Here is a 17,718-nt window from a genome sequence, read left to right as displayed (position 1 = left end):
GCTGGTGGCGGCGGGCCGGCCGGGGTGACCATGCGGGGATGACGACGCAGCGCACCGAGCCCGCCCAGAACGCCGACGAACGCACCATGTTGGAGGGGTGGCTGGACTACCACCGGCAGACCTTGGCAGGGAAGTGCGAGGGCCTCACCGACGTCCAGTTGCGCACCGCCTCGGTGCCGCCGTCCAAGCTGTCCTTGATGGGCCTGGTGCGGCACATGGCGGAGGTGGAGCGCAATTGGTTCCGCAGGGTGCTGGTCGGGGACGGCGCGGCGCCGATCTACTACAGCGACGAGGACCCGGACGGCGAGTTCCACCTCACCGAGCAGGACACCTGGGCGCAGGCCCGCACCACCTGGCAGGCCGAGATCGAGGTCGCCCGACGGCACGCGGCAGGCTTCACCCTGGACGAACTCTCGCGCGGCCGGAGCAGGTTCACCGACGAGCCGTTCAGCCTGCGCTGGATCTACACCCACATGATCGAGGAGTACGCCCGGCACAACGGCCACGCCGACCTGATCCGCGAGCGCGTCGACGGCGCTACCGGCGACTAGGTGTATCGACCCGCACGTCAACCCGGCCTTCCCCGCACCCTCGTACGGGGTAGGAGATCACCCGTCCGGGGCAACCTGCCCTCGTCCGCCGTCGCTCGGGCGGCCGCGACCGCCAGAGCGGCGCGGGTGCATCGAACGACGACGGCCACCGCGACGCTCCTGGTCACCATGGCCTTCTCGGCCCTCGCCGGGTGCGTGACGATCCAGCGCCCGCCCGCGCCCGGACCGGCCGTCGCACCGTCCCCGCCCGCCCCGCCGTCCGTGCCGCGGCCGGAGGGGCGGCCCAGGGCGCAGGTCGTGCAGGCTCCGGCCCGGGAGGCGCTGGCGCTGGTCGGGCCGTCCCCGAAGCCGCGGCCCACGGTGCCGGCGCAGCGTCGGCGGCCGGCGACCGCGCAGGCGCCGGTATCGGGGCCGGTCGCGCAGGCGCCCTCGTCCCGTTCCCGTCCGCACCACCCCCCGGCCCCCACCGAGCCCCGGCGGCGCGCACGGCCGCGCGTGGAGATCCCGGACGGGGCGCAGGTGCGCGGGAGCACCGATGTGTGTGCGCTCGGCAGGAAGTACGGCGGCTGGCAGCGGGACAGCCCGGAAGCGGTGATCTGCGAACAGACCTACGGGCGGTGAGGCCCCTCCCCCAGCTGTAGCTCCAGCCTGCTGATCGCCGCCCGTACGCCGTCCCCGTAGCTGTCGTCACGCAGGGCCACGGCCGCCGTGCGGGCCCGGCGCACATGGGTGCGAGCGGCCTCGGCGCGGCCGAGTTTCACATAGTCCGCGGCCAGGTTGAGGTGCAGCGACGGATAGAGCGCCCGGGCCTCGACCGACCCCTCGTGCTCCTCCGCCGCCGTCAGCGCCCGCAGGTCCCAGGCCAGCTCGTCCGAGGGGTCGTCGTGGGTGTCGGCCAGGTAGTGGGCGAGGGTGCAGCGGTGCAGCGGGTCGCCGTCCTCGCCGAGCTCCGTCCACAGGTCGAGGAGGCGGTGCCGGGCCTCCTCGCGGTCTCCCCCGTGGTGCAGCATCACGACCTGCCCGATGCGCGTCAGCAGGGCGTCCGGTGTCGTCCGCCCCTGTCGCTCCGCCACCGCGTCCTCCTTGCGTCCCGGGACGGCACCGCGTCCTCGGGACGACGCTAACGGCAGCCGCCGGCAATCCCGGTCAGGCGGCACCGGGCCGGCCCGCGGAGGGACCGGCCCGGCGGCAGCGGTCTCAGACCAGGTTCGGGATCGTCCAGTCGATCGGCTCGTGGCCCTGCTGCGCGACGGCCGCGTCGATCTGCGTGAACGGGCGGGAGCCGAAGAACTTCTTCGCCGACAGCGGGGAGGGGTGCGCGCCCTTGACCACGATGTGCCTGCTCTCGTCGATGAGCGGGAGCTTCTTCTGCGCGTAGTTGCCCCACAGCACGAACACGGCCGGGTCGGGCCGGTCGGCCACGGCGCGGATCACCGCGTCCGTGAACTTCTCCCAGCCCTTGCCCTTGTGCGAGTTCGCCTCCCCGGAGCGGACCGTGAGGACCGCGTTGAGCAGCAGGACGCCCTGCTGCGCCCACGGCATCAGGTAGCCGTTGTCCGGGATGGGCGTGCCCAGCTCCGCGTGCATCTCCTTGTAGATGTTGCGCAGGGAGGGCGGGATCTTCACGCCGGGCCGCACCGAGAAGCACAGGCCGTGCCCCTGGCCCTCGCCGTGGTACGGGTCCTGGCCGAGGACGAGCACCTTCACCCGCTCGTACGGCGTCGCGTCGAGTGCGGCGAACACCTCCTCGCGCGGAGGGTAGACGGGGCCCTTCGCCCGCTCCTCCTCGACGAACTCCGTCAGCTCCTTGAAGTAGGGCTGCTGCAGTTCGTCGCCCAGAACCCCGCGCCAGGACTCGGGCAGCATGGCGATGTCGGTCACGTCAACGTCCTTTGGTGTGCGGTCGCTTCCGATGACAGAACCTACAGGCGACCACTGACAATCGACGCGGCCGACCGCTCACCAGCTGGTTTTGCGGGACAGCTCCCACACCATCATGATCGTCGACGGGTCCAGGGAGCGTTCTCCGCCCGAGACGTCCTCGGAGGATGCGATGTACTGCTTGCCCTGCCACAGCGGCAGCAGCCGGGCATCGTCGACGAGGATCTGCTGGGCCTCCTCGAAGTCCTTGGTCACGTTGGCTCGATCGCTCTGCTGACGGGAGTGCGGCAGCAGCACCTGGGTGATCCGCTTGTCCGGGTACGGCGTGCCGAGGGCGTTCTGCTCGCCGACGAAGGGGGCGATGAAGTTGTCGGCGTCCGGGAAGTCGGGGGCCCAGCCGCGCCCGAACACCGGGTATTCGCCGTTCTGGTAGCCCTTGACGTAGGCGTTCCAGGGGCGGCTCTTGAGGGTGACGGAGAACAGGCCCGAGGCGTCCAGCTGGCTCTTGAGCTCCTTGAACTCCAGGCCGGTGTCGGAGCCGTAGCGGTCGGTGGTGTACCAGAGGGTGAGCGGGACGGGCGTGTTGATGTCGGCGTCGCCGAGGATCTTGCGGGCCTTCTTGGTGTCCGGGTCGCCGAAGACGTCGAAGAACGCGGTGGTGTGGCCGGTCAGGCCGGACGGGACCATCGAGTACAGCGGGTCGACGGTGTCCTTGTAGATCTTGTGGGCGATCGCGGCGCGGTCGACGACCTGGGCGACGGCCCGGCGCACGGCGAGCTTGTTCGACACCGGGTCCTTGGGGTTGAACACCAGGTAGTTGATGTTGCTACCGGCGGCCTCGATGAGCTGCAGGCCCTCGTTGGCGGCGCCCTTGCCCTCCAGGTCGACGATGTCGTCGGCGGCGAGCCCCTGGTAGGTGATGTCGATGTCCTTGGCGCGCAGGGCCTTGACCATCTCGCCGGAGTCCTGGAAGTAGCGGATGGTCACCGCGTCGTTCTTGCGGTCGGCGAAGCCCTTGTAGTTGTCGTTGCGCACGAGGACGGCCTGCTTGCCCTCGTCGTAGGAGTGCAGCCGGTACGGCCCGGAGCCGACGATGCCGTCGTCCTTGCGCAGAGACCTCGCGGGATAGTCGGCGGGGTCGACCAGGGACATGCCGGGGGTGGCGAGGACGAAGGGGAAGGTGGCGTCGGCCTTGTTGAGCCGGAAGATCACCTCGTGCTCACCGTTGGTCTCCACGCCGTCGAGGCTGCCCAGCAGTCCGTTGGGACCGGTGATCGCGTTGATCGTCCTGATCCGGTCGATCGAGTACTTCACGGCCTTGGCGTCCAGCTTGTCCCCGTTGGAGAACTTCAGGCCGTCGCGCAGTTCGCATTTGTAGGTGCGGTTCGAACTGTCGGTGAACACGCAGGACTTGGCGGCGTCCGGCTGGGGGTCGGTCGCACCGGTGGGGTAGCTCAGCAGGGTCTGGTAGATGTTGCGGAACAGCTCCCAGGAGCCGTCCCAGGCGGCGGCCGGGTCCAGCGTGCTGGGAGCGCTGGTGGTGCCCACGACGATCGGCCCGGCGTCGTCGGAGCTCTCCTGCCCCAGGAGGCTGCACCCGGCCACCAGGGATATGGACACGATCGCCGCCATCTGCTGCAAGGATCGGTTCCGGTTGAACACGCGCACGCTCCTCGATCTGCCATGCCAAGGGTTGGCAGACCATACCGCAGCGAAAGATGGCGTGAACCAGCGCCCGTGGAGCGTTCTTGATCACTCTGGGTATGACGACGTTGTCATCCCCGTGCACGACGCGCACATGTCGTCCTATACGACGACACGGGCGCCGTTTCCGTCAGGGAAACGACGCCCGTGCTCGCGTGGAGGGGGTCAGGGCCTGCCCTACGCCACGCCGGCGTTCAGGAACATGCCGCCGTCGACGACGAGGGTCTGGCCGGTGATCCAGTCCGACTGCTCCGAGGTGAGGAACGCGGCGGTGCCGCCGATGTCGGAGGGCACGCCGAGCCGGGCCAGCGGGTAGGCGGCGGCCGCCTCCTCCTCGCGGCCCTCGTACAGCGCCTGGGCGAACTTGGTCTTCACCACGGCCGGGGCGATCGCGTTGACCCGCACACGCGGCGCGAACTCGTGCGCCAGTTGCTGGGTCAGGTTGATCATCGCGGCCTTGCTGACGCCGTACGCGCCGATGAAAGGCGACGCCGAGAGCCCCGCGACGGAGGCGATGTTGACGATCGCGCCGCCGTTGTCCTTCTGCCAGGCGTGCCAGGTCTTCTGTGCGAAGCCGAGCGCGGAGACCACGTTGGTCTCGAAGACCTTGCGGGCCACGTCCAGGTCGAGATCGGCGATCGGGCCGAACACCGGGTTCGTACCGGCGTTGTTGACCAGGAAGTCGACGCGGCCGAAGGCCTCCATGGTGCGCTCGACGGCGGCGGCCTGGTGCGCCAGGTCGTGCGCCTTGCCGGCGACGCCGATGACCCGGTCGGCGCCGAGCTGTTCGACGGCCTCCTTGAGGGCGTCCTCGTTGCGGCCGGTGATGCAGACCCGGTCGCCTCGGGCGACGAGGGCCTCGGCGACGCCGTAACCGATACCGCGGCTGGCGCCCGTGACCAGGGCGACCTTGCCGGAGAGTTCCACAGTCATGATTCCCGGTTCCCTAGTCGAGCGGTCCGCCGGCCACGTACAGCACCTGGCCGGAGACGAAGCCGGCGGCCTCGTTGGTGAAGAAGGCGATCGCGTTGGCGATGTCGTCGGGCTCGCCGACGCGCGCGACGGGGATCTGGGTGGCGGCCGCGGCCTTGAACTCCTCGAAGCCCATGCCGACCCGGGCGGCGGTCGCGGCGGTCATGTCGGTGGCGATGAAGCCGGGGGCGACGGCGTTGGCGGTGATGCCGAACTTGCCGAGCTCGATGGCGAGGGTCTTGGTGAAGCCCTGCAGACCGGCCTTGGCGGCGGAGTAGTTGGCCTGGCCGCGGTTGCCGAGCGCCGAGGAGGAGGACAGGTTGACGACACGGCCGAAGCCGGCGTCGACCATGTGCTTCTGAACGGCCTTGGTCATCAGGAACGAGCCGCGCAGGTGCACGTTCAGGACCGTGTCCCAGTCCGAGGCGCTCATCTTGAACAGCAGGTTGTCGCGGAGCACGCCCGCGTTGTTGACGAGGATCGTCGGCGCGCCGAGCTCCGCGACGACGCGGGCGATCGCCGCCTCGACCTGGGCCTCGTCGGAGACGTCCGCGCCGACCGCGATCGCCCGGCCGCCGGCCGCGGTGATCTTCTCCACGGTGTCCTTGCAGGCGGCCTCGTCGAGGTCGACGACCGCGACCGCGCGGCCCTCCGCGGCCAGTCGTACGGCGGTGGCGGCTCCGATGCCGCGCGCCGCGCCCGTGACCACGGCGACCCGCTGCTCAGTGGTGGACATTGCTGGTTCTCCTCGCCCTTGAGAAAGCCTGTTGCGCCCGGGGGGTGGGCGTTCGATGCACCCGACTGGTGAGCGACCGCTTAGTACCTTCGGCAGACGTGACGCTAGAAGCCCTGGCACCCGGTGTCAACGCCACACGTCGCCGGTGTGATCCATTACCTCACCAGCAGGTCCAGCAGCCGCTCCGTCTCGGCGGCCGGATCGGCGGTCAGCCCCGTGTGCACCGGGCCCGGCTGGACGATCGTCGAGCGTGGCGCGATCAGCCAGCGGAAGCGGCGGCCGGCGTCGTCAACCGCCGCCTGCCCGGCCGACACGCCGCCCGCACACACGCCCTCGACCGCCCGCAGGGCGGCCCGCACCCCGGCCACGTCCGCCTCCGGGTCCAGCGCCAGCAGCTTCGTCTCGTCAAGGTGGGTGCGGGCGCCGACGTAGTCCTGGCCGCGGCAGTAGACCAGCACCCCCGCGTTGATGCATTCGCCGCGCTCGACCCGTGGGACGACGCGCAGCAGGGCGTACTCGAAGACATCCCGGTCGCCGCCCTGGCCCGGCCTGATGATGTGGCGCTCGGTCACTGGGTCCCCTTGATGCGGTCGTGGATGACGGCGGCGCGCGCGAGGAGCGGTGCCGCGTAGGCGCGCCGGAGCGCGTCCGGGGTGTCGAAGCCGGGTTCGCCCGTCAGCCAGACGTCGGGGATCTCGGCGGTGACCTCGGCGAGGAGGTCTGCGGTGATCTGCGGGGCCAGCTCCGCCGCCGCGGCCTCGACGTCCGGCCCGAAGGGGGCCAGCGCGTGGTCGGAGGCGTCGTAGGGGCGGGCCGCGGAGGTCTCGGCGGTGGGCCAGTTGTGCTGCCAGATCATGGTGGCGCCGTGGTCGATGAGGACCAGCTCGCCGCGGTGCACCAGGAGGTTGGGGTTGCGCCAGGACCGGTCGACGTTGTTCACCAGCGCGTCGAAGAAGACGATCCGGCCGGCCTCCTCGGGGCTCACCGGGAACGCCAGCGGGTCGAAGCCGAGGGCGCCGGAGAGGAAGTCCATGCCGAGGTTGGTGCCGCCGCTGGACTTCAGCAGCTCCTGGACCTGCTGGTCGGGTTCGCCGAGGCCCAGCAGGACGTCGAGCTCCACGGTCACCAGCCGGGGCACCCGGAAGCCGAGCCTGCGGGCGAGTTCGCCGCAGACGACCTCCGCGACGAGCGTCTTGCGGCCCTGGCCGGCGCCGGTGAACTTCATGACGTACATACCGAAGTCGTCGGCCTCGACGAGTCCCGGCAAGGAGCCGCCCTCACGCAGGGGGGTGACATAGCGGGTCGCGGTGACTTCCTTGAGCATCGCCCCAGGTTACTGGGCCTGCGGCGATGCACGGCCGACAGCTTGGCGACAGCTCTGGCTTACGCCGCGCTCATGCCGAACGGGTCAAGATCTCGACACTGTCCGGACTTGGCGCGGGCGCTGAACAAGCGGTGCCCGCGGCTCGTACCTGTCGGCAGATCCACGCGACCCCCCTGGAAGGGAACCCCCAGCATGACCAGCGCATCGATCAAGTCCGCGTCGGGGCCTGCCCGCCGTACTGTCGTGGCAGCCGCCGGAGCCGCGGGGCTCTCCGTGGCGCTGACCGCGTGCGGAGGCTCCGACGACGACTCGTCGAGTTCGTCGTCGTCGGCCGGCACCTCGGGTTCCACCGGCTCCACCGAGGCCGCGAGCACCGGCGGCACGGGCGGTGGCGACAACGCCGGGGCCGGCGCCGCGCTCACCAAGACGGCCGACATACCCGAGGGCGGCGGCAAGGTCTTCGAGTCCGAGAAGGTGGTCGTCGTCCAGCCGACGGCGGGTACCTACAAGGCGTTCTCCGCCGTGTGCACCCATCAGGGCTGCGCGGTGAAGTCCATCTCCGACGGCGTGATCAACTGCCCCTGTCACAACAGCAACTTCTCGATCGCGGACGGCAGCGTGAAGAGCGGGCCCGCGCGGAAGCCGCTGCCCGAGGTCAAGATCAACGTCAGCGGCGACTCGATCACCCTGGCCTGACGGCCGGTCCGCCTCAGAGGGTTCACCGGAGGCAGTCCAGCACCTCGTCCGTGGTCGCGACCGTGGCGACCAGGGAGAGGGTGTGGCGGATCATCGCGGGGGTGTAGTCGGCCGGCACCCCCGCGACGGCGTCCGAGGGCACCACGGCCGTGTAGCCTCGGTTGACGGCGTCGAAGACGGTGTTGGGGATCGCCACGTTGGCCGAGACCCCGGTGACGACGAGCGTGCGGCAGCCCAGGTTGCGCAGCAGGGGGTCCACGTCGGTGCCCTGGATCGGGGACAGTCCGTGCAGCCGCCGTACGACGAGATCGGCCTCGGCGACCCGGATCGGCGGCGCGACGCGGACGGCGGCGGTGCCGGTGAGCTGCTGGACGGGCAGGCGTTCGACGGCACGGAACAGTCGGGCGTTGCGGGCGGCGCCCCGGCCGTCGGGGCGGCGTTCGGCGATGGCGTGGATCACCTGGACGCCGCTCTCGTGGGCGGCGTCGACCAGCCGGGCGATCCGGTCGAGGACGCCCGACTCCCGTGCCTCGCGGGCGAGTTCGGGCAGCGCGGCGTCCGGTCCGACGACTCCCTGCTGGCATTCCACCGTGAGCAGGACGGTGCTCGCGGGGTCGAGGAGCTCGCTGAGCACGTCGTACGAGGACACGGCTCCTCCGGAAGTCGCTGTGGGCGGGCGACACTAGTCACCGTTGCCTGGAGAAGGAAGAAGAACCATCCTTTTCTGACGCAACGTCAAATTTCAAGACAGCACAAGAAATGGGGGCCGGATGACCGTCACTCAGCGCCGGGGCCGGAAGATCATGATGACGCCGGGCGAGCTGGACGCGTTCCTCACCGTCCACCGCACCTGCCGCGTCGCGACCGTGTCCACCGACGGCGCCCCGCACGTCAGCGCCCTGTGGTTCCTCTGGGACGGTACCGCGCTGTGGCTGTACTCGGTCGTGCGCAGCAAGCGCTGGTCGGACCTGCGCCGCGATCCCCGGGTCGCGATCGTGATCGACACGGGTGAGGAGTACGACGCGCTGCGGGGCGTCGAGCTGTCCGGTGCCGTGGAGTTCGTGGGCGAGATCCCGCGCACCGGGCAGCTGTGCGCGGAACTCGACGCGGTGGAGACGCTGTTCGCGCGCAAGAACTTCGGCCTGGACGCGATGCCGCACGACGGGCGGCACGCGTGGGTGCGGCTGAAGCCGGAGAAGATCGTGTCCTGGGACTTCCGCAAGCTGGGCGGTGCGTAGCCGGGCGGCGCACGGAACGGATCGGCCGGCTCAACTCACGGACTCCCCGGCCGCCTTGAGCGCCTCGACCGCCGCCCGGATCGACGGGCGGCGGTCGGCGTCCGCCCGCCAGACCACGTACACATGCCGACGCACCCGCTGCCGCAGCGAGACCGTCACAACCCCCTCGGGCATCGGGTGGCGTCCGAGCAGGGGGGCGATGCACACTCCCAACCCGGCGGCCACCAGCCCGAGTTGGGTGTGCGTCTCGGCCGCCCGGTGGCCGACGATCGGTTCGATGCCCCGCGAGCGCAGGGTGAACATCAGCCACTCGTGGCAGAACTCGCCCTCGCCCCAGGTGATCCACTCGTCCTCGGCGAACTCCCCGAGGTCCACCTCGTCCCGGCCGGCGAGCGGATGCCCGGCCGGCATCGCGACCTCGGCGGGGTCGTCGAGGATGGGCGCCTTGACCAGCCCGTCCGGAATCGGCATCGGCTTGTTGTACCAGTCCAGGACGACGGCGAGGTCGAGGTCGCCGCGCACGACGCCGGCGATGCCGTGCTCCGGCTCCAGCTCGCACGAGCGCAGCCGCAGCCCCGGGTGCGCCTTGCGTAGTTCGGCGAGCGCGACGGGAAACAGTCCGCGCGCCGCCGTCGGGAACGCGGACAGCCTCAACTCCCCCACCACCTGCCCGCGTTGGGCCTCCAGATCGGCCTGTGCGAGCTCGACCTGCGACAGGATCCGGCCCGCGTGCTCGGCGAGCAGCCGCCCCGCGTCCGTCAGCCGCACCCCCCGGCCGCGCTTGGCGAGCAGCTGCTGCCCGACCTCCCGCTCCAGCTTGGCCAGCTGCTGCGAGACGGCCGACGTGGTGATGTGCAGGCCCATGGCGGCCCCGCTGACCGATCCGTGCCGGGCGAGGGCGTCGAGGGTGCGCAGGCGCTCCAGGTTCAACATGTAAGCAATGCTACGAGGTACCGCTCGAAAATTCTCGATTGTGCTAAGCGATAAGTCTCGGCACCCTTGACCCCATGACCACCGCCACGCCCCCGGCCGGCCCCCGCGCGTCCTCCCCCAAAGCCTGCGAAACCCCCACGCCGGCGGGAGCCTCCGGCCACCCCCGCCGCACCCTCGACTGGCGCCTGCGTTTCGGCGCGCTGTCGCTGATCTGGGGTTTCAGCTTCCTGCTGATCAAGGTGGGCACCGAGGGCTACGCCCCGTTCCAGGTCACCCTGGGCCGACTGCTGTTCGGTACGACGGTGCTGGCGGCCGCGATGGCGGTCAAGCGGGAGCGGCTCCCGCGCGGCGCGCGCACCTGGGCGCATCTGACGGTGTCCGCGTTCCTCATCAACGCCCTGCCCTTCTCCCTGTTCGCCTACGCGGAGCTGACGATCCCGTCCACCCTCGCCGGCATCTGCAACGCGACCTCACCGCTGTGGGGCATGGCCCTGTCCCTGGTGGCCCTGTCGGAGGACCGGCCGAACCGGCTGCGCGTCGCGGGCCTGGGCCTCGGCTTCCTCGGCGTCCTCACGGTACTGGGCGCCTGGCAGGGCTTCCACGGCCTGGACGCGTGGGGCACGACCCTGGCCCTGCTGGCCTCGCTCAGCTACCCGATCGGCTGGATCTACCTCCGCCGCACCCTGGCGCACACCGGCTCCTCGGCCCTGTCGATGACCGGCGCGCAACTGTTCCTGGCCACCGTGCAACTGGCCGTGGTCACCCCGCTGTTCACCACCTTCCCGATCCACTTCCCCGTCGTTCCCCTGCTCGCGACGGCCGCCCTGGGGGCGCTCGGCACGGGCCTCGCCCTCCTCCTCCAGTACGGCCTGGTCGCGGAGGTCGGCCCGACGACGGCCCAGATGGTCACGTACTTCATCCCGGTCATAGCGACGGCGGCGGGAGTCGCCCTGCTGGGCGAACAGCTGAGCTGGTCGACCCCGGTGGGAGCGGCCATAGTCCTGGCAGGAGCAGCGCTGACCCAGGCGGGAGGCAGGTCGTGAGCACGGGCGAGATGTCTCACCCGGCGTAGTTCCGCAACGGCGACGACCCGACCGCCGAGGCGATCACCTCCGCCAGCGCCTCGGTCTCCTCCTGCGTCAGCGTCGACACAGTGATCCGGATCCCCGGCGGCGACGCGATCCGAAACCGCGCCCCGGGCGCGACCGCCCAGCCCGCGTGCAGCAACCGGGCGACGGCCCCTGTCTCGTCCGGCACGGGAACCCACACGTTCATTCCACTGCGCCCCCGCGCCTCGACCCCCCGCCGAGCCAGGGCGGCGATCAGCGCGTCACGTCGGCCGCCGTACGCAGCCGCCACCGCCCGTGCGTCCACCGCGCCGTCGGCCGTCAGCCGCAGCACCGCCCGCTGGATGATCCGGCTGACCCAGCCGGGTCCCAGCCGCTGCCGCCCACGGACCCGGTCGAGCGTGACGTCGTCCCCGGTGAGGACGGCGAAGCGCAGGTCGGGCCCGTATGCCTTGGCGGCCGAGCGCACGAAGGCCCAGTGCCGGGTGACGCCCGCCAGGGGGTGCAGGGGGAGGTCGACGATCCGATGCCCGTGGTCGTCCTCGACGAGCAGTGTCCCCGGGTGTGCCCGCAGCACGGAGCGCAGGGCACGCGCGCGTGCGGCGCTCACCGCCGCGCCGGTCGGGTTCTGCGCCCGGTCGGTGACGATCAGGGCGCGCGCCCCGGCCTCCAGGGCCCGGCGTACGTCGTCGGGCAGCGGTCCCTCGTCGTCGAGGCCGACCGGCACGGTGCGCAGCCCGAGCGCCGGCACGAGGTCCAGCAGCGAGCCCCACCCGGGATCCTCGACGGCCACGGTATCGCCGGGCCTGAGATGCGCGGCGAGGACGCGCTCGATCGCGTCCAGGGAGCCGGAGGCGACGGCCACGGGTCCGTCCGGCACGCCGTCCGCGTCCAGTTCGGCCCGGGCCAGCCGGGCGAGCTCGGGTTCGACCGGCGCGTGCCCGTACAGAACCGGCTCCCGGTCGCCCTGCGCGGCGGCCCACGCGAACGCCGGCGCCAGCGGCGGCAGCAGAGCCGTGTCCGGATTGCCGGCCGCGGCGTCCCGCACGCCCTCCGGCACCTCCACCCGGATGGCCTCCCGCCCGGTCGTGGCGGGCTTGGACCGCACCCGGCTGCCCCGGCGGCCGTCGGTCTCGATCACCCCGCGCTCACGCAGGGTGCGATAGGCGGACGCGACGGTGTTCGGGTTCACCTCCAGGGCCGTCGCCAACTCCCGCATGGGGGGCAGCAGTTGCCCCGGACTCAGCTCACCCGCACCCACTGCCGCCTCGATGCTCGCGGAAATGTCTGCTGCGCGCCGACCTTTGATCGGATACTCTCCTAGCACAAAGCCTATTATGCACTAGTGCAATGGAGAGTGTCATGCAGGGGTCCCCGGAGACGACGACACAGGCCGCCGCCTACCTTCCGACCGACCGCACGATCCCCACCCGGAGCGCGGAGCGGGCCTCGTACGACAAGGATCTGGTGCACGCGATACTCGACGAGGGCTACGTCTGCCACCTCGGCTTCGTCCGCGACGGCACGCCGGTCGTGCTGCCGACGCTGTACGGCCGGGCAGGCGAGACGCTCTATGTGCACGGCTCGACGGGCTCGCGTCCGCTGCGGATGACGGGACAGGCGGACCCGGGGCTGGCCGTGTGTCTGACGGTCACTCATGTCGACGGGCTGGTGCTGGCCCGCTCGGCCTTCCACCACTCGATCAACTACCGCTCGGTCGTGGTGCACGGCATCGCCCATGACGTCACGGACCCGCAGGAGAAGCTGACGGCGCTCGACGCCCTCGTCGACCACGTCGTCCCGGGCCGGGCCGCCGACGCGCGCCCCGCCAACAAGAAGGAACTGGCGGCGACCGCGGTGATCCGCCTCGATCTGAACGAGGTCTCGGCCAAGACCCGCACGGGCGGCGTGAACGACGAGCCGGAGGACCTCGCCCTCCCCCACTGGGCCGGCGTGCTCCCGCTGCGCAAGGGCTACGGCACGCCCCTCCCGGAGGCAGACCTCGCACCCGGCACCGAACTCCCCGGCTACCTCACGGTGTTGTGATGCTCATCCATCCCTGGGACGCGCCTCGCGAGGACGCCGAGTGGCAACAGTGGCTGTCGGTCCATGACTTCGGCCAGCTCGCCGTCAACGGGCCGCCGGGGGAGCCCCCGTTCGTCCAGCCCCTGCACTTCGCCTACGACCCCGACGCGGGCGAAGCCGTCACCCACCTGGCCCGGCCCAACCCGCTGTGGTCCGCCCTGCAGGCGAACCCGGCGGTGACACTGAGCGTCGTCGACGATTACGTCTTCGTCCCCGGCCCGTGGCAGGCGCCGCCGGGTGCCCCCGCCGAGCACGGCACCCCGACGAGCTTCTACACGGCCGTCCAACTCCGCTGCACGGCGCACATCGTGGACGATCCAGCCGCCAAGGCCGATCTGCTGCACCGCCAGTTGGGCCACTTCCAGCCGGAAGGCGGCTCGGCCCGGCCCACGGTCGGCGAGGAGCCGTACGGACGCATGCTCTCCGGCATCCGAGGCATCCGGCTCGAAGTGACCGCCGTACGGGCGAAGTTCAAGTACGCGGCCCACCGGCCGCCCGAAACCCAGGACCGCATCGCCACGGGCCTGGCCGCCCGCGGCGGCCCGGGAGACGCGGCGGCCCTCGCCCACCTCCTGCGCCGCCGCCGGACATGACGGCGCGGGGGCTTTCCGTCAGGCCGACGCCGGACCGGCGGCCCGTGTCTCCGCGAGGGCCAGGCCGGCGACCGAGGCCAGCATCAGCGACGTGCCGGTGAGGGTGGTGGCGGTGAGGCGTTCGCCGAGGAGGCCGACGGCCAGCACCGCCGCGCTCACCGGTTCGAGGAGCATGATCACGGAGACGGTCGCGGACCGTACGACGGCCGCGCCCGCGAAGTAGAGGGCGTAGGCGAGAGCCGTGGGCACCGCCGCGATGTACGCCAGCAGTGCCAGCACCCGCAGGGGTTCGGCGCTGTGCGGCACCAGCCCCTCGACCAGGGCGAACGGCAGCAGACACAGGGCGGTGACGGCGAACGCCCCCACGGTGGTGGCAGAGGCGTCGGCGTCGCCGTCGCGGCCCCAGCGCCGGGTGAGCAGGGTCATCGCGCTGTACCCGGCCGCCGACAGCAGCGCGAGCAGCACACCTCGGGGATGGACGGCCGAGCCACCGCTGCCGGCGAACAGCACCCCCAGTCCGGCGAGCGCCCCGGCGACGGCGAGTACCCCGCCGCGGCCGAGCCGCTCCCCCAGGGTCAGCCGGGCGCCGAGCGCGATGAGGACAGGCCCCGCACCGAGGGTGACGACCGTGGCCACGGCCAGTCCGGTGTCGGACACGGCCGCGAAGTACGCCGTCTGGAAGAGCGCGAGGCCCAGGCCCATGACCGTGGACCGCAGTGCCCGGCGGCGCGGCAGCCCGGGTGCCGGCACGGGCACCGTGGTGGTCGCGGCGCGCGGGCGCAGCAGGGGTCGGGCGGCCAGCAGCACGACCAGCCCGGCCGCGCAGCGCCAGAACGACAGGGCGACGGCACCCAGGTCGCTGGTCCGGTAGACCAGCGAGGCGGCGGCGCCGGCCGTACCCCAGGCGGCGCCCGCGACGATCAAGTAGAGCAGGGCCCGCCGAACGGGCAGGGAGACAGAAGCAGAGCCTGAAAGGCCGGAAAGGGGGGACACGCGTTCTCTCCACACAGAAGGTCGGGAAGGGACCGCCGCATGGGCAGCGGTCCGCGGACTTCTTCTGCGGGCAGCACCGTTCCGCCCGGCAGCAGGTGCCGGGCGTGCTCAGGAGGGCCCGCCTCAGGCGGCCGGAGGCGGAAGAACGAGTGCGTTCGAAGGCATGATCAGCACTCTAGGCAGCCGTGCCGCGGGCCGACAACTCCCTTTCGGGCCCGCCGGCGGCCACCGGCTCCGGGGAGCCCTTGGCGGGAGCGGACGACTGTGCGATGAACGCGCCGAGCAGCACCACCGCGCCGCCGACGATCTGCGGCGCCGAGAGATGCTCGCCGAGCAGCACCCACGCGAGGACCGTCGCGATGACGGCCTCCAGACAGGCCACCACGCCCGCCACCTGCGGGGAGAGCCGGCGCACGGAGAGCACGCCGGTGACGTACGCGACGACCGTCGCGATCAGCACGATCCAGGCGAGCAGCAGCCAGGCGGGGACATCGGCGCCGTTCATGCCCGCGGTGTGCGCGAGCACGCCCCAGTCCATGCCCCACGGGCGGGCGACGACGGTCAGCACGACGGCGCCCACCAGGAGGCCGTACGCGATGACGCCGAGGGGGTCGGGGGCATCGTCGCCCGAGTCGCTGCCCTGGTCGGACAGGACGAAGTAGCCGACCTGGCAGCAGGCCGCGGCCAGCGCGAGCAGCAGTCCCACGGCGTCGAAGCTCAGCCCCGACCAGACCTCGACGACACAGGCCAGCCCGCCCACCGCGAGGACCACGCCGAGCGCGGCGGCACGCGTCACCGGCCGCCGCTGCACGAACCGCACCCAGCCCAGCACGAGGGCGGGCGCGAAGTACTCGACGAGCAGCGCGACGCCGACCGGGATCCGGGATATCGAGGCGAAGTAGAACGCCTGCACTCCGGCCACGCCGAGCAGACCGAACCCGGCGAGCAGGCCCGGCCGGGTGCGCAGCAGTGCGCGATGGCGCACGGCGAGCGGCAGCATCACCAGGGCCGCGCCGGTCACCCGTAGCCACACCACGTGCAGCGGGTCCAGGCCCGCCTCGATCAGCGGCTTGGCCGCGACCCCTGATCCGCCGAAGGCGATGGCCGACCCGACCGCCAGACCGAGCCCGAGGCCCTTCCCGCGGCTGCCCTGACTGCTCACAGACGTATGCACCGGCACATGATGACAGGCGACGACATGAGCGTCACCCCCGTTGACACCTGTCTCATCGGCTGGACGGGCCGGACCGGGCGAGCGGGCGGATCGTGTGGGTGGGCGGCGTCCAGGCGGGCGTCGTGCGGGCGGGGGGACGGAAGTCCGCTCAGTAGGCCGGGCCGCCGCCCCCGGCACACGCCTCGTGGCCGTCCAGGCCGTCCTCGTCGTGCTCCTCCAGGCCGTCCTCGATCCGTGCGCGCAGCTCGTACACGTCGACGCCGGCATGGGTGAGGACCTCGACAGCCCGCGCCTGCGGATCCGCGACGATCGCCGCGAGCAGGTCGACGCCCCGGGCCGGCGCGCCGTCACGCCGGTCGGCCCGCGCGCACGCGTGCTCCAGCGCGGCCGCGGCCAGCGGAGAGAAGCCCTCGACGACGGTCACGACGGGCAGCGCCCCGGAGTCCTCGACACCGCTCTGCCAGCGCAGGCCGTAGCCGATGCTGCGCTGGACGAGGTAGCCGAGCAGCCGGGCGAGCTGGGGTCCGCCGTCGAAGGCCGCACGGGTCCGGGGGTCGTGCTCAAGGAGCGAGTGCAGAACGTGGGCGGTGTCGATCTGCCGGTCCCCGTCCCGGACCGCCCGTCTGCGGGCGGCGGCGAGCGCCGCCGCGGGCTCGGCGCCGAACCGGGGATCGTCGTCCATGGCGTGTGCCGCCTGTTCGCGGGGCGACTGCCGGGGAATGCGGGGTTGCACATCCCTACCCCATCAGTCCCGGCAGGGCGCCGTCATCCCCGGAAGGAAGCATCTTCGGGTCCCACGCAGAGCGGAGCGGGGGCGGCGGAATCTCCTCCCTACGGATGAGATCGAGCCGTTTCGCCTTCAGGGGCGCGCGTCGCCTTGCCGCCCGCCCCGCACGCAACCACCGAGCCCCGCCCGGACGTCCCCCACGGACATGGAGAGCGGGTGCCGGCCGGCGGCCCTGCGGGCGGCCGACGGCCGACAGTACGTCTACAGGGTCTACGCTCCAAAGGGCGCACTGCCCGCCGACCTGTTCCGGCAGGCGAGGCACTGCCATGAGGAGGGGCCCTTCCCGCGCGCGTGGGACGTGTTCGACACGGCGGTGATACGCCGGGCGGGGTGAGCTCCACACTTTCTGACGGTTCGTCAGTATTGAATGTTCGAGGCGGTGGAGCTACGTTCCGCGACACCGCAGCCCGAGTTGGCCGATACAGAGTCCGATACGCGGTCCGACACAGAGCCCGATACGAAGAGGTGGTCGCATGGCCGAAGTCAGCGCGGAGGCACGCATCCAGGCGCCGGCCGAGAAGGTGTGGGCCCAGCTCACCGACTGGCCGACGTACGGGGAGTGGAACGCGACCCACACCAACTTCCCCGGGGGCGGCCCCGAGACCCTCGAGGTGGGCGCCACCTTCCAGGAGAACATGAAGCTGATGGGCTTCCCCGCGGAGGTCGAGTGGACGGTCGCGGAGCTGGAACCGGCCCGGGTGCTGGTCATCCGCGGCAAGGGCCCCATGGCGGTGTCCGTCGCCACGCGCTACACCCTCACCCCCGACGGCGACGCCACGAAGGTCCGCATCGACGGTGAGTTCACGGGCGCGGCCGTGTCGCTGATGGCGGGCAAGCTGAAGGACTCCGGGACGGCCGCCCTGAACGAGTCGCTGCGCAAACTGGACGGCCTGGTCGCCTGACCAGGGGCCGCACCCGGCGCACCGCGCACCCGAAGGCGCCCCGCGGACAACTCCACGGGGCGCCCGGCCGTCGTCGTACGAC

22 protein-coding genes are annotated in these 17,718 nt (G+C 71.8%); 9 read left to right on the top strand and 13 right to left on the bottom strand.

Going from position 1 to position 17,718, the window contains the following annotated elements:
* Window positions 1-38 precede the first annotated feature (38 nt).
* Together B5557_RS37515 and B5557_RS37510 are read left to right on the top strand one after the other, a co-directional pair.
* Complete coding sequence (locus B5557_RS37515; protein ID WP_079663661.1) at window positions 39-551, top strand: DinB family protein; 513 nt, start codon at window positions 39-41, stop codon at window positions 549-551.
* Window positions 552-677: 126 nt separating this feature from the next.
* A complete protein-coding gene (locus B5557_RS37510) occupies window positions 678-1,172 on the top strand; it encodes a hypothetical protein (RefSeq protein ID WP_231976134.1) in 495 nt (164 codons plus the stop codon).
* Here B5557_RS37510 and B5557_RS37505 read toward each other — a convergent pair.
* From B5557_RS37505 to B5557_RS37475, 7 genes are all read right to left on the bottom strand, one after another.
* A complete protein-coding gene (locus B5557_RS37505; protein WP_079663659.1) occupies window positions 1,160-1,624 on the bottom strand; it encodes a hypothetical protein in 465 nt (154 codons plus the stop codon). The genes B5557_RS37510 and B5557_RS37505 overlap by 13 nt on opposite strands.
* 124 nt (window positions 1,625-1,748) lie before the next feature.
* Window positions 1,749-2,432: a uracil-DNA glycosylase gene (gene ung, locus B5557_RS37500; protein ID WP_079663658.1), complete on the bottom strand. Its 684-nt coding sequence runs from the start codon at window positions 2,430-2,432 to the stop codon at window positions 1,749-1,751.
* A gap of 78 nt (window positions 2,433-2,510) precedes the next feature.
* Window positions 2,511-4,100 (bottom strand): ABC transporter substrate-binding protein, encoded by a 1,590-nt coding sequence (locus B5557_RS37495; RefSeq protein ID WP_079663657.1) that lies wholly within the window; start codon window positions 4,098-4,100, stop codon window positions 2,511-2,513.
* Window positions 4,101-4,313: 213 nt separating this feature from the next.
* Entirely contained in the window at window positions 4,314-5,069 is a 756-nt protein-coding gene (locus tag B5557_RS37490) for an SDR family oxidoreductase (RefSeq protein ID WP_079663656.1), read from the bottom strand.
* A 13-nt stretch (window positions 5,070-5,082) separates the two neighbouring features.
* A complete protein-coding gene (fabG, locus tag B5557_RS37485) occupies window positions 5,083-5,844 on the bottom strand; it encodes a 3-oxoacyl-ACP reductase FabG (protein WP_079663655.1) in 762 nt (253 codons plus the stop codon).
* A 155-nt stretch (window positions 5,845-5,999) separates the two neighbouring features.
* Window positions 6,000-6,416, bottom strand: coding sequence for a DUF3037 domain-containing protein (locus tag B5557_RS37480; RefSeq protein ID WP_079663654.1), 417 nt, complete (start codon window positions 6,414-6,416; stop codon window positions 6,000-6,002).
* Window positions 6,413-7,168 (bottom strand): HipA family kinase, encoded by a 756-nt coding sequence (locus B5557_RS37475; RefSeq protein ID WP_079663653.1) that lies wholly within the window; start codon window positions 7,166-7,168, stop codon window positions 6,413-6,415. Before B5557_RS37475 ends, B5557_RS37480 begins: the two co-directional genes overlap by 4 nt.
* A gap of 192 nt (window positions 7,169-7,360) precedes the next feature.
* On the opposite strand from B5557_RS37475, the gene B5557_RS37470 reads away from it, so the two are divergent.
* Entirely contained in the window at window positions 7,361-7,864 is a 504-nt protein-coding gene (locus B5557_RS37470) for a Rieske (2Fe-2S) protein (RefSeq protein WP_079663652.1), read from the top strand.
* A gap of 22 nt (window positions 7,865-7,886) precedes the next feature.
* Here the strand turns inward: B5557_RS37470 and B5557_RS37465 are convergent, their stop codons facing one another.
* On the bottom strand, window positions 7,887-8,513 hold the full coding sequence (locus B5557_RS37465; RefSeq protein ID WP_079663651.1) for a cysteine hydrolase: 627 nt from the start codon (window positions 8,511-8,513) through the stop codon (window positions 7,887-7,889).
* Window positions 8,514-8,634: 121 nt separating this feature from the next.
* On the opposite strand from B5557_RS37465, the gene B5557_RS37460 reads away from it, so the two are divergent.
* Complete coding sequence (locus B5557_RS37460) at window positions 8,635-9,102, top strand: pyridoxamine 5'-phosphate oxidase family protein (RefSeq protein WP_079663650.1); 468 nt, start codon at window positions 8,635-8,637, stop codon at window positions 9,100-9,102.
* A 30-nt stretch (window positions 9,103-9,132) separates the two neighbouring features.
* Here the strand turns inward: B5557_RS37460 and B5557_RS37455 are convergent, their stop codons facing one another.
* Complete coding sequence (locus tag B5557_RS37455) at window positions 9,133-10,035, bottom strand: LysR family transcriptional regulator (protein WP_079663649.1); 903 nt, start codon at window positions 10,033-10,035, stop codon at window positions 9,133-9,135.
* A gap of 74 nt (window positions 10,036-10,109) precedes the next feature.
* Between B5557_RS37455 and B5557_RS37450 the strand changes: the two genes are divergently transcribed.
* Window positions 10,110-11,078, top strand: a complete 969-nt coding sequence (locus tag B5557_RS37450) for a DMT family transporter (RefSeq protein WP_079663648.1) — start codon at window positions 10,110-10,112, stop codon at window positions 11,076-11,078.
* A 16-nt stretch (window positions 11,079-11,094) separates the two neighbouring features.
* On the opposite strand, the gene B5557_RS37445 is transcribed toward B5557_RS37450, so the two are convergent.
* Window positions 11,095-12,429 carry an aminotransferase class I/II-fold pyridoxal phosphate-dependent enzyme gene (locus B5557_RS37445; RefSeq protein ID WP_079663647.1) on the bottom strand — a complete coding sequence of 445 codons (1,335 nt, stop codon included), beginning with the start codon at window positions 12,427-12,429 and terminating at the stop codon, window positions 11,095-11,097.
* Between the two features lie 35 nt (window positions 12,430-12,464).
* Here B5557_RS37445 and B5557_RS37440 point away from each other — a divergent pair, with 35 nt between their 5' ends.
* Together B5557_RS37440 and B5557_RS37435 are read left to right on the top strand one after the other, a co-directional pair.
* Window positions 12,465-13,148: a pyridoxamine 5'-phosphate oxidase family protein gene (locus B5557_RS37440; RefSeq protein ID WP_079663646.1), complete on the top strand. Its 684-nt coding sequence runs from the start codon at window positions 12,465-12,467 to the stop codon at window positions 13,146-13,148.
* Complete coding sequence (locus tag B5557_RS37435) at window positions 13,148-13,780, top strand: FMN-binding negative transcriptional regulator (RefSeq protein ID WP_079663645.1); 633 nt, start codon at window positions 13,148-13,150, stop codon at window positions 13,778-13,780. The genes B5557_RS37440 and B5557_RS37435 overlap by 1 nt, the downstream gene beginning before the upstream one ends.
* A gap of 18 nt (window positions 13,781-13,798) precedes the next feature.
* Here B5557_RS37435 and B5557_RS37430 read toward each other — a convergent pair whose 3' ends face one another.
* From B5557_RS37430 to B5557_RS37420, 3 genes are all read right to left on the bottom strand, one after another.
* On the bottom strand, window positions 13,799-14,773 hold the full coding sequence (locus B5557_RS37430; protein ID WP_079663644.1) for a DMT family transporter: 975 nt from the start codon (window positions 14,771-14,773) through the stop codon (window positions 13,799-13,801).
* Between the two features lie 175 nt (window positions 14,774-14,948).
* On the bottom strand, window positions 14,949-15,953 hold the full coding sequence (locus B5557_RS37425) for an EamA family transporter (protein ID WP_079663643.1): 1,005 nt from the start codon (window positions 15,951-15,953) through the stop codon (window positions 14,949-14,951).
* A gap of 142 nt (window positions 15,954-16,095) precedes the next feature.
* Complete coding sequence (locus B5557_RS37420; protein ID WP_079663642.1) at window positions 16,096-16,629, bottom strand: Clp protease N-terminal domain-containing protein; 534 nt, start codon at window positions 16,627-16,629, stop codon at window positions 16,096-16,098.
* A 250-nt stretch (window positions 16,630-16,879) separates the two neighbouring features.
* Between B5557_RS37420 and B5557_RS45480 the strand changes: the two genes are divergently transcribed.
* Window positions 16,880-17,068, top strand: a complete 189-nt coding sequence (locus B5557_RS45480) for a hypothetical protein (RefSeq protein ID WP_079663641.1) — start codon at window positions 16,880-16,882, stop codon at window positions 17,066-17,068.
* Between the two features lie 139 nt (window positions 17,069-17,207).
* Window positions 17,208-17,636: a type II toxin-antitoxin system Rv0910 family toxin gene (locus tag B5557_RS37410; RefSeq protein ID WP_079663640.1), complete on the top strand. Its 429-nt coding sequence runs from the start codon at window positions 17,208-17,210 to the stop codon at window positions 17,634-17,636.
* The last annotated feature ends 82 nt before the right edge of the window (window positions 17,637-17,718 follow it).

The organism is Streptomyces sp. 3214.6 (genome assembly GCF_900129855.1).
GTDB lineage: Bacteria > Actinomycetota > Actinomycetes > Streptomycetales > Streptomycetaceae > Streptomyces > Streptomyces soliscabiei.
This window is presented reverse-complemented; position numbering and strand designations above follow the sequence as displayed.